Source organism: Candidatus Palauibacter sp., assembly GCF_965237495.1.
In the GTDB taxonomy this organism is placed as follows: domain Bacteria; phylum Gemmatimonadota; class Gemmatimonadetes; order Palauibacterales; family Palauibacteraceae; genus Palauibacter.
Genome location: NZ_OZ250143.1, coordinates 3,961,209 through 3,974,788, shown reverse-complemented (window position 1 = coordinate 3,974,788; position 13,580 = coordinate 3,961,209). Strand labels below are relative to the sequence as shown.

The 13,580-nt window shown below is 68.0% G+C and carries 13 protein-coding genes; 5 read left to right on the top strand and 8 right to left on the bottom strand.

What is annotated here, in order from left to right; translation table 11 throughout:
* Positions 1-140 precede the first annotated feature (140 nt).
* Together ACPXY0_RS17450 and ACPXY0_RS17445 are read left to right on the top strand one after the other, a co-directional pair.
* Positions 141-1,799 carry a hypothetical protein gene (locus ACPXY0_RS17450; RefSeq protein WP_423926771.1) on the top strand — a complete coding sequence of 553 codons (1,659 nt, stop codon included), beginning with the start codon at positions 141-143 and terminating at the stop codon, positions 1,797-1,799.
* Entirely contained in the window at positions 1,796-2,656 is an 861-nt protein-coding gene (locus ACPXY0_RS17445) for a hypothetical protein (RefSeq protein WP_423926769.1), read from the top strand. The genes ACPXY0_RS17450 and ACPXY0_RS17445 overlap by 4 nt, the downstream gene beginning before the upstream one ends.
* Before the next feature lie 83 nt (positions 2,657-2,739).
* Here ACPXY0_RS17445 and ACPXY0_RS17440 read toward each other — a convergent pair whose 3' ends face one another.
* Complete coding sequence (locus ACPXY0_RS17440; protein ID WP_423926767.1) at positions 2,740-3,093, bottom strand: hypothetical protein; 354 nt, start codon at positions 3,091-3,093, stop codon at positions 2,740-2,742.
* 26 nt (positions 3,094-3,119) lie between these two features.
* Between ACPXY0_RS17440 and ACPXY0_RS17435 the strand changes: the two genes are divergently transcribed.
* Entirely contained in the window at positions 3,120-3,926 is an 807-nt protein-coding gene (locus ACPXY0_RS17435; RefSeq protein WP_423926765.1) for a hypothetical protein, read from the top strand.
* Positions 3,927-4,244: 318 nt separating this feature from the next.
* Here ACPXY0_RS17435 and ACPXY0_RS17430 read toward each other — a convergent pair whose 3' ends face one another.
* Positions 4,245-5,909 carry an N-acyl-D-amino-acid deacylase family protein gene (locus tag ACPXY0_RS17430; protein WP_423926763.1) on the bottom strand — a complete coding sequence of 555 codons (1,665 nt, stop codon included), beginning with the start codon at positions 5,907-5,909 and terminating at the stop codon, positions 4,245-4,247.
* A complete protein-coding gene (locus tag ACPXY0_RS17425; RefSeq protein WP_423926761.1) occupies positions 5,906-7,306 on the bottom strand; it encodes an amidohydrolase family protein in 1,401 nt (466 codons plus the stop codon). The genes ACPXY0_RS17430 and ACPXY0_RS17425 overlap by 4 nt, the downstream gene beginning before the upstream one ends.
* Before the next feature lie 296 nt (positions 7,307-7,602).
* Between ACPXY0_RS17425 and ACPXY0_RS17420 the strand changes: the two genes are divergently transcribed.
* Entirely contained in the window at positions 7,603-7,956 is a 354-nt protein-coding gene (locus ACPXY0_RS17420) for a hypothetical protein (RefSeq protein ID WP_423926759.1), read from the top strand.
* Positions 7,957-7,973: 17 nt separating this feature from the next.
* Here the strand turns inward: ACPXY0_RS17420 and ACPXY0_RS17415 are convergent, their stop codons facing one another.
* The 4 genes from ACPXY0_RS17415 to ACPXY0_RS17400 form a co-directional block, all read right to left on the bottom strand.
* Positions 7,974-8,372 carry a PIN domain-containing protein gene (locus ACPXY0_RS17415; RefSeq protein WP_423926757.1) on the bottom strand — a complete coding sequence of 133 codons (399 nt, stop codon included), beginning with the start codon at positions 8,370-8,372 and terminating at the stop codon, positions 7,974-7,976.
* Positions 8,369-8,617, bottom strand: coding sequence for an AbrB/MazE/SpoVT family DNA-binding domain-containing protein (locus ACPXY0_RS17410; protein ID WP_423926755.1), 249 nt, complete (start codon positions 8,615-8,617; stop codon positions 8,369-8,371). Before ACPXY0_RS17410 ends, ACPXY0_RS17415 begins: the two co-directional genes overlap by 4 nt.
* A gap of 87 nt (positions 8,618-8,704) precedes the next feature.
* Complete coding sequence (locus tag ACPXY0_RS17405; protein WP_423926753.1) at positions 8,705-9,562, bottom strand: enoyl-CoA hydratase/isomerase family protein; 858 nt, start codon at positions 9,560-9,562, stop codon at positions 8,705-8,707.
* Positions 9,496-11,961, bottom strand: a complete 2,466-nt coding sequence (locus ACPXY0_RS17400; protein WP_423926751.1) for a S9 family peptidase — start codon at positions 11,959-11,961, stop codon at positions 9,496-9,498. Before ACPXY0_RS17400 ends, ACPXY0_RS17405 begins: the two co-directional genes overlap by 67 nt.
* A gap of 219 nt (positions 11,962-12,180) precedes the next feature.
* On the opposite strand from ACPXY0_RS17400, the gene ACPXY0_RS17395 reads away from it, so the two are divergent.
* Positions 12,181-12,855 carry a peroxiredoxin family protein gene (locus tag ACPXY0_RS17395; RefSeq protein ID WP_423926749.1) on the top strand — a complete coding sequence of 225 codons (675 nt, stop codon included), beginning with the start codon at positions 12,181-12,183 and terminating at the stop codon, positions 12,853-12,855.
* 347 nt (positions 12,856-13,202) lie between these two features.
* Here the strand turns inward: ACPXY0_RS17395 and ACPXY0_RS17390 are convergent, their stop codons facing one another.
* On the bottom strand, positions 13,203-13,553 hold the full coding sequence (locus ACPXY0_RS17390; RefSeq protein ID WP_423926747.1) for a 6-bladed beta-propeller: 351 nt from the start codon (positions 13,551-13,553) through the stop codon (positions 13,203-13,205).
* Positions 13,554-13,580 lie beyond the last annotated feature (27 nt).

The following is a 13,580-nucleotide window of genomic DNA, read 5'->3' as shown; positions in this document are numbered from 1 at the left end:
CAAGATCACGCGGCGGGCCCCACCAACGCGGGCCGGGGCTATGGCCGGCCGTTCTCGTGGCGGGAGCATCGGCGGCGGGGCTCCTGGCATGCTCCGACTCCGTTTGGGAGCCGCCTTTCGCCACCGGAGGGGATGCCCAGATGATGGCACCGGTTGTGTCTCAGACCGGGCTCAACGCCGACGTCGACAGTCTTCCGTCGTGGAACACGGTCGTCCAGGGGATCGGGGGACCGGGGTGCGAGTTCTTTTTCCGGCGCGCGACGGGAAGTTATGTCGCCCGTAAGTACGAGATGGAGTATAGCTCGGAGGCGAAGAGTGGGGCCAAGGCGGCGTGGGCGCGGCTACACAGCATCTGGGTGACCGTGAAACGCCCCAAGGCGGACGGGAGCGAGGAGGTGCTTCCCCAGCAGTTGGCGATCTGGGCGGTGTGCCTGCTCCCCGGGACGGAGCGCGGGAAGCTGGAGGTGAACGGGAGCGTGAAGGCGATTCTCAAGGAGCTGGGGCTCGAGATTCCCGACAAGATCTGGGCGTCGGCGCGGCCGCCGGGGGGCGGGCGCTGGGCCACGCTCTGGAAGCTGGCGTTGGGCTGGACTGCGCCGCGCTCTCTGCTCGCGGTGCAGAGGCCCGAGGATGATCCCTGCTTCGACCCAGCCTTCTCCACAGACTGCGAGCCGTCCGAGATCGACGGACTCACGGTTATCGGGACGGCGGCGTGCCCAGGGCTCGACCTGGACTTTGATGCAGTAGGGGGGCCATGCAGCCTCTCCAGGTTCGTCCTCGAGGGAATCGAGATCATTCCCCATAATCCTACTCCGGTCCCCGCGCCCAGTGGTTCGCCAAGCGGCCCCAAAGGTGCCGGCGAGGGTGACGACGACGGCGACGAGGGATCCAGGGTCGTGGAGTTTTCTCTTGCGTGCAGGTCGACAACGCGTGGCTGGAGCGGGGGGTGTAGCGTCAGCACGCAGGACTCCACCGTCAGCCTTGGCGACCTCACCTACGCTGGGGAGACGGGAGCGGGAGCGGCTGACACGTCGGGCACGGGACTCTCCTCGTGGAACGGGACGGCAACGAGCACCCGGAGCCTCACGGTTACGATCTCGGGGCCGGACATCGCGGCGAAGACGCTGAACGGGGTCGTCACAGTGAGCCGCCGCCCATGGTCGATTGCCCGGTCCAGTCAAACGGCGCAGTACTTGACGCCTCCCGGCGGGTGGCCCGGGGGAGATTGGGGGGCCTTCGCGCGGCATCCAGGCGCGTTCACGACCACGACCGTATCCCGGGGGCCGTGGAAGGGAGCCACCTACGTAACGCGGACCTACGATGTGACGGAACTGTACCTGCATCCGGACTTTCTCTCGAACTTGCTGGCACCCACGTATTCCACCACCGGGGCAGTGTCCGCAGCGACGCTCCGGCGATACTGCCCGGCCGGCTGGACGAGCCTCGGAACATCAGCCAACCTTAACGAAGTGAACGGGGATTGCGGCACGTCTGGACCGTACAACGCCTGGCACGGCACCACGATGGCCCACGAGCAGAGGCACGAGGCCAAGTACAACCAGTGCGTGGTCTCCCGGACCGTAGCGAACCTGTTGGAGGAGATCGAGGAGCTTACGGGAAGTGACGTCTCCGACCTTCCCATGCTCGTACCCAGGCTGAACACAGTCATCGACGACGGCAAGGCGGGGCCAATGGACGCGGAGGAGAGCGGCGGCGACCTTTGGCACCATCGTGAAGTTGGCTTCTGGACCGTGGGCACGGCGTCCAGCGACCCCCATACAGGGACACCGTGCTCGTGAGGGCGACGAAGATGCTTGAACGGATGGCGGCTATGGCGGGAATCAAGAAGGCGCTGTTGTCGATCGCGCTGTCAGGGCTGTTGCTGGGTCCCATTCCCGCCGGGGCGCAGGAGTTGCCGCAGGGCGTCCAGTGGGAAGAGCGGGGTTCGCTCGTGCTGGACGAGGAGACGGGCGCCTGGCAGTTTCCGACCCCGGCGTCTGCGCTCCGGGAGATTCTCGACCCCCACGACGGAGGAAAGTCGGGGCACGCACCGGCCGCCGCCGTGTTGGCGCAGCGGTTCGAGTCCTGGCCGCGCGGGGATCTGGATGCGCTCACCGACGAGCTGGTCCGGCTCGCGTTCGCCGACGACACGTCTGACGGGGACATCCGGTTCCGCGCCCAGGTGGCGTTGGCAAGGGCGGCGCAGGCGGAGGAGCCGTACGAGGGCGCGTTTCCCGCGCTTGTTGGGCTGTATGAGATGTACCTGCGGGACCTGCCGGAAGAGGAGAGGCGAACCAACCCGCTTCGAGCCATCCAGGGAGCCCGTGGGGGCCACGCAGGCCGGGCCGCTTGGGAGACACTCCTCAGCATCCATAACGCGGAGCCCGAGGGTCGGGGCCGGGAATACGTTGTCGCGGTGATTGAGGCGGCAGTCCCTCCGGAATCTCTTCGCGATGCCGAGTCGAAGAGTTACACCTGGTGCGCCGCCAACGACTTCATCTTCAATCGACTCTACTACCCCCGCCCCGGCGAAGAGCTACCCCGGTCGGAAGCCACGACGGCGAGGGTGAAGGCCGAGGCGTTGGAGGCGCTGCCGCTGGACGACGTCACCCCGTACGTCCGTTACTGTGGCGCGGGCGTGTCGGTTGTCTCCTGACACGCGCGCGAGTGCATGGCAGACCGCCGGACATGTAGGTGCGGACGGCGTCGCGGGTCCGTCGGGGGGAACGGCCCCCACGCTCATCCCGATGTCGCGACCGCGTCGTCGGTCGAGCCGCCGCCGGCCCGGTCGTTCCAGGTCTGGTAGCCGTAACCCGCGTCCCTCAGCACGCCGCCCAGGTCGCCCAGCGAGACCAGACGGGCCGTCTGCACCTCCACCCACGCCCGCGATACCACCTGTTCCGCACCGGAGCGGCCGCCCTGCAGCATGAGTTGTCCGATCTTGGCGGCATCCCGCGGCCGAAGCGCGAGGGCGGCCCCGCCGACGATCACGCTGTCCTGCATGACCGGCCAGCGCTTGTTCACGATCCCGAGCGGGCCGAACAGCCGCCGCTCGGCGAACTCGAGCGCGTCGCCACCGACCGCGCTACTCACGACCGCGGCCAGCAGGCTGGCGGTGCATGGAGGCGGCCTCGGATCTCAGTACTGGGTCTGGGAGTTTCGGAACAACACGTGGCAGCGCAATTGGGTGGGGTAACGAGGAGGCAAGAGCGATGAGGAAGGCAACTTTGCTGTCGATATCGACCGTGATGTCGGCGATCATGGCCGCACCCGTGACGGCGCAGGAGTCCCGGGTGTGGACAGGGCAGGAGGTGGCGGAACGGTTGGGACTGCCGGATCCTCCGACGGTGAAGATATGCCACGCGTTTCGGCGGATTCCGTTGAACGCGCTGCACTTCCCGGAGGCTGTGGCGGAACTGACGCAGGAAAACGGTTCGCGCACGCAGGCGGAGTTGGACGCGTACGCGGTGGCGCTCGTGCGGCGCTACGGGATCGAGCCCAATGGCGGCAAGATCGTGGCTTATATCCGTGAACGGCAATGGGATGAGTTGCTGGCGCTGGCCAACGAGTACGTCTCAAGCGACTGCTGGAACGACAACCCACCCATGACCGTCGAGGAGGCGGCGACCGACATGCTCCGGGAGTGGCAGAGCCCGATCTTCGCCGCCGCGATGGTAGAGGAGACGCTACGCCGAGCGACGCACGACCCTATACTCCTCTTGCGCGACGAGCCGTTGTCCCTTGCGGGGATTCCATATCGTGGGAGCGCCAGTCTCTTTGACGAGGTCGTCGGCATGTGCGAGAAGAATGGCGCGGGCGGCTGGGTTCTGGAGATTATCGATGAAGTCCGGGCCGCCGAGTACTTTGGGCTTGAGCTCGACGGAGACGGAGAGGCGACCAAGCGTAAGCCCCCCTATGGCTCGTGAAGTCACTCAACATCGTCGGTCTCGGTCGCCGTCCTCGTGGACTGCGTGGACGGCCGGCTCCGCTGCGCGCGTAGCGACGTAGGGACCAAGAACTGCCATTGAGGGGTTGATGCGGTTTATGCCGTCCCTCGGCATCTCAGACCGTGCCGCGTTCTTCGTGTGCTGGATCGAGCGGACGCTCCGCCCCGGCGAAGAGCTACCCCGCCCCGAAGCCGCAACGGCGAGGGTGAAGGCCGAGGCGTTGGACGCGCTGCCGCTGGACGCCGTCCGCCGGGCTGAACGTCCCCACGCGCTCATCTCGACTTGGCGGCATTGTCGCTACCCGCCGCGGTTCTCGGTGAGCTGTCGCGCTGGGCCCTTGAGCACCTGACCGGGCTTGGCGCCCGTGACCGAGCCGTCGAGGATCACCGGGACGCCGTTCACGATCACGTGATGGATGCCGACCGAATAGCGGTGCGGGTCCACGTAGTCGGCCTGGTCCATGATCCGGTCGGCGTCGAAGATCGTGATGTCCGCCCACATCCCGTCCGCGATCCGGCCCCGCTCGGACTGCCCGATCTCGTCTGCCGACATCGAGGTCATCTTCCGGACCGCCTCCTCCAGCGTGAGCACGCCCATCTCGCGCACGTAGCGCCCGAGGATGCGCGGGAACGTTCCGTAGCTGCGGGGATGCGGGAAACCGAGCCCGTAGCCGACCGGGTCTCCGTCCGTCTCGAACATCGCCTGCGGGTGCTGCATGATGCGGACGACGTCCGCCTCGTCCATGAAGTGGTAGATGGCGCTGAACCCGCCCGCCAACTGGAGTTCGATCGCGAGCTGCACACCGGTGGCGTCGTTGTTCGGCAGCCCCCGGTCCGCAGCCAGGTCCGACATGCGCTTCCCGTTGTATTCGGGGAAGGCGCGCAGGGTGCGGAACTGGATCCGCGACAGGTCGCCGCCAGTCCAGTCGCGGTTCATCCATTCCTCGGTCTCCCGCTCGACACGCGCACGGGTCTCGGGGTCGGTCACGCGCACGCGGAACGAGTCGACGCCGCCGGCCAGCACCCATTGCGGGAAGAGCACGCTGGAGCCGGTACTTCCCGCCATGTACGGGTAGAGGTCGACCTTCACGTCGATCCCCTCGGCGCGAGCGGAGTCCACCAGCGCGAGCGACTCGACGGTCTTCCCCCAGTTATCGACCCCCATCGCCTTGAAGTGGTTGATGTGGACCGGAAGCCCGCCCTCGGCGCCGACGCGGATCGCCTCTCGGACGGCCGGCAGGAGCCCCCGCGCCTCGTCCCGCATGTGCGTGTAGTAGATGCCGCCGTATTCCGCCGCGACCCTGGCCAGCTCGATGACCTCCTCGGTCTCGGCGTAGTTCGCGGGGACGTAGAGGAGCCCGGTCGAGAATCCCAGCGCACCGTCCTCCATCGTCTCGCGCACGAGGTCCCGCATCTCGTCGAGTTCCTCGGGGGTCGGGGCCCGGTCCTCCATCCCGATCACCTGCTTGCGGGTCCAGCTGTGCCCCGCGAAGAAACCGATGTTGGGCGCGACCTCGAGGTCGTCGATGTAGTCGCGCAGCGGCCACGGCTGGTCGCCGCTGTGGAGAGACGGGAGGATGGTGGTGATCCCCTGGCGGATGAAGTTCTCGGCCAGCGGCCGCCGGTGGACCTGATTCTGGACGTGGTTGTGGTGATCGACGAACCCGGGAGAGACGATGAGTCCGGTCGCATCGATCTCCTCGGCGCCCTGTCCCGACAGTCCGCCGTCCCTGGCGATCTCGACGACGCGACCGTCGCGGACTCCGAGGTCGGCGGTGAAGCGGTCCGCGCCCGTCCCGTCGACGACGGTGCCCCCGATGATCACCAGATCGTAGGCGGCACCCCCCGCGCCGGCCGACGACGGATCGTCCGCCGACTCCGGCACGACGGTGCACGCGGCGAGCCCCAGCCCGGCCGCGAGGACGGCGGCGAGGGTCGGGCGACGGCGGAGACGGCGGATCATGAGCCGCTCGTGCTCGTCTGCGCGCGGTTCATCTCCCACACGGGGACGCCGTTCCGCTTGTAGATGATCCCGTCCTTGATCACGTCCGTCACGTACCCGAGCACGTTGATGTCGAACAGCGGGTTGCCGTCGACCACGATGATGTCGGCGAGCTTGCCGGGCTCGATCGTGCCGGTCTCGCGGAGGCCGAGGACCTGGGCGGAGACCTTGGTCGCCGCGGAAATCGCCTCGATCTCCGTCATCCCCATGTCGACGAGCGCCGAAACCTCCCGCCACGCCGATTCCGAGTGGAAGTTGAGCGGAGAGCCGGTATCCGTGCCCATTGCCATGAGGGCGTCGGCGTCGATGAACTGGCGCGCCGCGCGTTCGCTGTTCCGGATCTGCCGCGGCGTGCCGCGGAAGTAGGGCTTCCGCCAGAAATCGTCCTTCGTGTATGAGCTGAGGACCTCCTCCCGGATCGTCGGCGGGAAGCTGTTGATGATGTCCGGGTCCCAGAGCCGCTCCGGAAACTCCAGCGTGGCGGGGTAGACCCAGACCCGGTGCGAGATCGTCTGGACGACCGGGATCCCCTCCATCGCGATGTAGTCGACGAGTTCCTGTGAATACGCCGGGACGCTGCCGCCCGAACCGGCGTGCTGGAGTACATCGCAGCCGCCGCGGATCGCGCCCCACACGACTTCCTCTTCATAGACATGGCAGTGGATGGGGACGCCGGCCGGACCCGCCACCGACTTGATGGCCCGCATGTCCTCCTCGGTCGTCCCGATCCATGTCTTGATGACGTCGACCCCCGCGTCGATCAGCATCCGCGCCCGCTCCGCCGCCTCCTCGGGCGTGCGGTGCAGGACGCGGAGTTCGTCCGGGAGGAAATCCCAGGCATAGCGCGTGATCCAGGGTCCGCTCGCGAGGAGTCGGGGACCCGGCACCTCGTTGCGGTTCACCCTGTCCCGGAAGGCGAGGCTCGACATGGGCGCCGAGAGGTCCACGCCCGCGGTGACCCCGGCCATGAGCAGCTGCTTCGCCGACGTCTCGTAGACGAGGTCGTCATTCCCCTCGAACCAGGGGAACCAGTCGGCGTAGTCCCCGTGACCGAGGATCATGATGTGCACGTGCGCGTCCACCATGCCGGGCATCATCGTCTTGCCCCGGGTGTCGATGACCTCGGCGTCGGGTGGAATCTCGATCTCCGAAGTCGGCCCGACCGCGACGATCCGGTTCCCCTCGATCAGGACGGTCGCGTGATGGATGGGGTTCGCCTCGTACCCGTCGAGCAGCTGGCCGCCGACCAGCGCGATGGTCCGGTCCTGGGCTATGGCGGGCGGGGCCGCGACGAGCGCGGCGAAGGCCGCGAGCGCGAGAAACCCGGTCATCCGGGCGGAGCGGCGGGCGGGAGCCATCATGTTCTCCTCGGCCTTGCGCGGGATGGGTCGATGAGTCCGTGAAACGTGCGGCGCGTACGGGCGGGGCGGCAATGGCAGCGGGCCGTTCCCGAGAACGTCCCGGGGTGATGAATCTCCGTTGACCGGCCACGCCATTCTGTGCTCCGGTAGCGCGGGCGGCGCGCGTTCGCACGGAATAACGCCTGGGCCCTAGGTTGGGTCGACGATCACGGAGATAAGATGAAACGTCTCGATCACGCTGCGCTGCATCCGGGGCGAGGCGGCACCTCGCCGGATCCGGCGGAGGCACGCCCATGAGTGGGGAGATGATCGCCATCATCGCGGCGGCCATCGCTCTGGCTGCGGTACTCATTCCCGGCCAGCGCGGCATGCGGAACGACATCAGGGACCTGTTGACCAAGACCAGCCGGATGGAGGGGCGGCTGGGGGGAATTGAAGAACGCCTCGGCACCGTGGACGGACGCCTCGGCGCCGTGGAGCGGGAGGTCGCCGCGGTGCGGACGGAAGTGGCGCGAGTGGAGACGCGGCTCACAAGGTGCATCGGCAAGCTGGAGGCCGAACTGAAGGAGCGTCTGGCTCGGCTGGAAGGCTACTTCGAGGCCATGGGGGCCGGGGAACGCGTGATCCGAGAGCGAACCGCCAAGTAAGCGGAGCGGCTACGGGGTCACGTCGCGAGCGTGAACAGGCTGCTGCGCGCCGCCCGACGACCGAAGGTGTACGTCCGCGCGCAACCACGGGCACGGTTGGCGCGCCCGATCAGGTAGTCGGCGAAATCGGCTGTGCCCGACTCGTAATCCCGCAAGGCGAGTTGAACCACCTCCGTGCTCTCCACGATCAGTTCGGCCGTGCCCAGAAGCTTCCGGATGACCTGTATGACGGCGGCCTTCTCGTAGCCGTAGCCGCGCCTCAGCACCCATACCAGTTCGACAAGCACGGGCACACCCACGTAGCCGGGTGACTCGGCCGTACAACGGCCCTGGATCAGCCGTGTGGCCACGGTCGCCAGTTCCGGGTCATCCCCGGTGACGAAGCGCACCAGGATGTTGGTGTCCAGCCCGATCAACGACGTAGAGTTCGACGAATAGCCGACTGGGCGATCACTTCGTCCATCTCATCCTGGCTGAGCGGAACGGCGGGTCTCGGGAGCATGCCCGCCAGCTCCATTACGGACCCCGTGATGGGTGTCACCCGGAGAGTCCCGTCGTCCTCCAGCGCGAAAGCGATCCTGTCACCCGCCTTGAGATCGAGCCGGTCCCGGATCGGCTTCGGCAGCGTGACCTGGCCCTTGCTCGTGATCGTCGCTTCCATGACTGCCCCTTCTCAACAGAACATCCTTACCGCGCGTAAGGTATGGGAGTCTGTACTTCGTGTCTACGCGTGGGGTCCTTCGTACGGCTACTTCCCTCGGTAGGCCGGGTCGCGCTTCTCGGCGAAGGCCTCGAGGCCCTCGCGCCAGTCCTCCGAGGCCATGCATGTGAAGAGCGCCTCGGCTTCGAGGCGCAGCGCCTCCTCGGCGTCGACGGATTCCGCCCGGTCGAGCAGCCGCTTGGCGAGCCGCATCGAGATGGGGGCGTTTCGTGCCAAGCGAGCGGCCAGCTCGCGGGCGGCGGGGAGCACTTCGGCCGCTGGGAGCATTTCGTTGGCCAGCCCCCACGCGTGGGCTTCGGCGGGGGTGAAGTAGCGGCCCAGCAGGATCAGTTCGGCCGCGCGCGCGTGCCCGACGCGACGCCTGAGCGTGTAGGCCGTGCCGCCGCCGATGAACGTCCCCAGCGCGACCTCGGGCATGCGCAGCCTGGCCTCCTCCGCCACGATCACGAAGTCGCACGAGAGCGCGAGTTCGCACCCCGCCCCGATCGCGTGTCCGTTCACGGCCGCGACCACCGGCTGCGGCAACGTCTGGAGGGCGCGATACACGCGCTGGCTCGTGTCGATGTAGGCGTGGCGCTCCGCCAGCGACGCCTCGTGGTCGCGGTGCGCCTTGAGATCGGCGCCGGAGCAGAACCCCCGTCCCGTCCCCGTGAGGATGACGACGCGGGTCTCGAAGTCCGCCCCGATGCGCGCCAGTTCGGCCTCCAGCGCCTCGTACATGGGGAGGCTGACGGCGTTGAGACGGTGGGGGCGGTTGAGGCGGAGGATCCGGACGGGACCCTCCGCCTCGACCAGAAGCGGGACTTCGGCGGCGGCGCTCAGCTTCCCGCGTCGTCCGTCGTGGTGACGGGCTTCTTGGCGGGCTTCACATGCATGTCGAGCCACCGGTCCGTCTCCCACAGGACGTGCAGCACCGACTCGCGGGCCGCGTAGCCGTGACTCTCGGCGGGCAGGAAGACGAGACGCGCGGTCGCGCCCAGCCCCTTGAGCGCCGCATAGAAACGGCGGGACTGGATGGGGAAGGTGCCCGAGTTGTTGTCGTCCTCTCCATGAATGAGGAGGATGGGCTCGTTCACCTTCTCCGCGTGCATGAACGGCGACATGTACAGGTAGAGGTCCGGATCCTCCCAGAAGAGTCGTTCCTCGCGCTGGAAGCCGAACGGCGTCAGCGTGCGGTTATACGCGCCGCTCCGCGCCACACCGGCCCGGAAAATGTCCGAGTGCGCGAGCAGGTTGCCCGTCATGAACGCGCCGTAGGAGTGTCCGCCCACGCCGACGCGGTCCGGATCCACGACCCCGCGCCGCACCCCCTCGTCGACCGCGGCCTGCGCGTTCGCCACCAACTGCTCCCGGAAGCTGTCGTTGGGCTCCGCGTCCCCCTCGCCGATCACGGGCATCGACGCGTTGTCGAGCACGGCGTAGCCGCGCGTGACATACGGCACGGCGCCGGAATAGCTGATTCTCGTGAACTGGTACGGCGAGTCGCGGCGCTGACCGGCGGCCGCGGCGCTCTTGAATTCGGTCGGATAGGCCCACACGAAGGTCGGGAGCGGGCCATCGCGCTCCTGATCGTAGTCGGCCGGGAGATAGAGCGTGGCGGAGAGCGGGACGCCGTCCTCGCGCTCGTACTGGATCGCTTCCTTACGGATCCCCGCGAACTGCGGGTACGGGTGCGGGAAGTCGGTCACCGCGCTGATCGTGCCCCGGTCGAGATCCCGCAGGAAGTGGTTCGGCGGCTCGTCCGCCGACTCGCGGCGCGTGAGCAGCCGTCCGTCCGCCAGCAGCGTCACCACACCTTCGTAGTAGGGCGCCTCGGAGCGGAACAACTCCTCTTCCGCCCCCGTCTCGAGGTTCCGCTTCCTGAGGAAGGGACGGTTGCCCTCGGGGGACGCGCCCTGCCCCGCGAGGTAGATCGAACGCCCTCCGTCGGCGGTCATCAGCACGCCGAAACCCCGCTCGTTCGTGGTGAACATGGGGAAGCCGGGATCGTTGTACCGGTCCTCCGTCTGGAGATCGAAGATCAAATCGAGGGTGCCGGGGGCGTCCGGGTCGACTCGGTACGTGCGCTGCTGGCGGGTCGAGAACCAGTTTTCGCTCACGAACGCGAAGCCTTCCTCCGCCCACATGACGCCACCGTAACGGAGCGGGAGGGCCGCGAGTTCAGTCGGCTCGCCGGCGAACGGCGCCGCGTGGGTGTACACCCTGTCGCGGATGTCGGCCGGAGCCTGGGCGTCTCCCCCGTCCTGCGCCTCCACCCAATAGAGGGTCGCGCCCGCGTCGGGGCGCCAGGAGACCGAACGGACGCCGGTCGGCACGGAGCCGAACGATGTCGGGACGCCATCCTGGAGCGGGAGCTGCGCGACCTGGTGCACCGGGTTCCCGGCCGTGTCCCACACCTCGATCGTGCTCGGGAAGCGCGAGGCCGGTACCTGGTACGAGAACGGCCGCTGTGTCGTCTGGACGAGCAGGTGGCCGCCGTCCGGAGAGGGCGCCGCGCCCGAGAAGATCGCCGGCTCACCCAGCATGGTCGCCGACCCCTCGAGGCCGACGCGGGCCAGCTGCGCCATCGCGTAGTGTGCGTAGAGCGCCTCGTCGTGCTGGTTCTGGAGCAGGTCCTGATAGGTGCGGGCGGGAGCGGCCTCTCCGGAGCTTTCCTCGATTCTCGGACCCGTCGGGACCATGGGCTCGGCAGGCGCCGGGCCGCGGCCCGGAGGCACCGCCATGAGGTACAGCGCGTCACTCTCGGGCGACCAGCTGAACGGGCTGCCGAAGCCCGCGTTCACGGCGTCGAGGTCGGACAGGCGACGCGCCGTCGCCGACGCGACATCAAGAATCCACAGCTGAACGGCCGAGTCCGTGTCGTGGGTGAACGCCACCATGCCCCCGTCCGGAGACCAGCGCGTGTTCCGGATGCGTGGATTCGACGGGAGACCCGTCACCGCGCGCTCATCCCCCTCCAGCGTCCGCAGCGCGAGCCCGTTCGATGGCCTGGAGCGGCTCGGGCCGTTGGTGCGGGGGTTGATCCGCAGCCCCGCAATCTTGAGTTCGGGCGCGGCGACCTCGCCGATCGAGGGCAGGCTGGGCCGCATCGTCAGGAGCATCACGGACTCGTCCGGGCTGAGGCTGATGCCCGGAGTCACCGGAGCGTCGACGAGCGCGGTCAGTTCGGCGGCCGGCGTTTGGTAGCCGTCGGTACCCTCCTGCGCGGCGAGACTCTCCGCTGAGGCGAAAAACACAAGCGCGAGAGGGAAAACGAGTCGGGAGACGAGAGGCGTGTAACGCATGGTGCAGGCTCCGGCTAGTGACCACAATCGGGACAACCGTGGCATAGTCCGAGCCGCCCGCGGCGGGCGCAAGACGCCCGGAATGTCGGGGTTCCCGGGCGGTTCGGGACAACCGGGCCGCGGACTTCTGTCGCCGGAGCCACCCGATCGATAGCGTTGCGGGGCAAGGCGGCCGGGAGCACGGGTCGCCGGCGGGAACACTTGCAAGGGAGTGACGGGATGATGGATGCACGTTACGTCCGGCTTCTCGTGGGGGGCGGAGTCCTGGCCATCGGGCTGGGCGGCTGCGCGCCGGGCGACGACGCCGGGATGGAGGACGAGACGATGGCCGGGGCCGGCGAGGCCGCGCAGGTCGCGCTCGGGCCGGCCGACGGACGCGATCTCCCTCCGGCGGACCTCGGGCGGGTGGCCGAGGGGGATCCGGCGCCCGACTTCACGGCCGTTGCGAGCAGCGGGGAGCCGATCACGCTTTCGGACTACCGCGGAGAGAAGAACGTCGTCCTCTTCTTCTACCGCGGCCACTGGTGACCCTACTGCGCAAAGCAGCTCGGAGAGCTGCGTGACTTCCTGACCCCGGAGCAGCGCGAGCGGACCGAACTTCTGGCCATCGCGCCCGACACGCCCGAAGAACTCGTGATGATGGCTGACCGCGTCCTGGAGGACTACGACTACGCGCTCGACTTCCCGCTACTGGCCGATGAGGGCTCCGCGATCATCTACCGCTACGGACTCCTCAACGAGGACGACGACAGCGGACGCCAGATCCCGCACCCCACGACCTACGTCATCGACATGGACGGAACGGTGCGCTGGAACTTCACCGAGGTGGACTACAAGATTCGCCCCGAGAACGCCGACATCCTGGCCGCTCTCAACGCCCTGGAGCCGCGATAGCGCCGGTAGTCGTGCCACATGTGCACGGTTACGGTCGGATAAGCGCGAGGACTCTCCCGCTGGTCGTGAGTGGATCGGCACGAGGCCAGATGGTCGCGCGTTTACCCACTTCGTACAGGCCCTTATAGAGGAGCCTGGGCCGGACGATTGTCCACTCCCGAATCAGCCATCGATCGCGTGCGACACGGAACGTCGGCTCCAGATGCCGTCGCAGGAACCGAAGGGGCGACGTGTACCGGAACTCCAACTGCCGCGGTCCGCCGGCGACCGTGTCGATCCACAGAACGCCGTTGACATCAACGACCCGCCGACCCGGCTTCGGCTCGAATCCCAGTCCGATCCTTGTCTCATCCGCGTCCTGGACGGTGCTCAGGCAATGCGTCGCCAGAAAACCCGGGGACGCCAGCGCGTCCCAGCAACCCGAGGCGCCACGGAGAGAGCAACTCGCCGGGCCCCTCCCCCCACCGACCGATCTGTCGCCGGAACACGCCGTCCGGACCGAAGACCAGTACGCCGTCCGTCTGTGCATCGATGAGTAAGACCGAGCCGTCCGGGCCGGGGACGAGTTGCTCGACGAACGTGAGGGGTACGCTGTCCGGGACCGTCAGACTGGACAGCCGAACGAGCGTGTCGCGCGTCTCCTGAGCCGCAAGCCCCCCGGCTGCGAGGACGGCTACCGCAAAGACCGCCTTGATCATCCGGTCTCCTCCGACCCGGGACGCCCT

Bases quoted from the DNA above. Each gene is read 5' to 3' on its own strand.
- ACPXY0_RS17435 (WP_423926765.1), top strand. From the start codon at position 3,120: ATGGAGGCGGCCTCGGATCTCAGTACTGGGTCTGGGAGTTTCGGAACA.
- ACPXY0_RS17400 (WP_423926751.1), bottom strand. From the start codon at position 11,961: ATGCGTTACACGCCTCTCGTCTCCCGACTCGTTTTCCCTCTCGCGCTT.
- ACPXY0_RS17410 (WP_423926755.1), bottom strand. From the start codon at position 8,617: ATGGAAGCGACGATCACGAGCAAGGGCCAGGTCACGCTGCCGAAGCCG.
- ACPXY0_RS17450 (WP_423926771.1), top strand. From the start codon at position 141: ATGATGGCACCGGTTGTGTCTCAGACCGGGCTCAACGCCGACGTCGAC.
- ACPXY0_RS17420 (WP_423926759.1), top strand. From the start codon at position 7,603: ATGAGTGGGGAGATGATCGCCATCATCGCGGCGGCCATCGCTCTGGCT.
- ACPXY0_RS17430 (WP_423926763.1), bottom strand. From the start codon at position 5,909: ATGATCCGCCGTCTCCGCCGTCGCCCGACCCTCGCCGCCGTCCTCGCG.
- ACPXY0_RS17425 (WP_423926761.1), bottom strand. From the start codon at position 7,306: ATGGCTCCCGCCCGCCGCTCCGCCCGGATGACCGGGTTTCTCGCGCTC.
- ACPXY0_RS17390 (WP_423926747.1), bottom strand. From the start codon at position 13,553: ATGATCAAGGCGGTCTTTGCGGTAGCCGTCCTCGCAGCCGGGGGGCTT.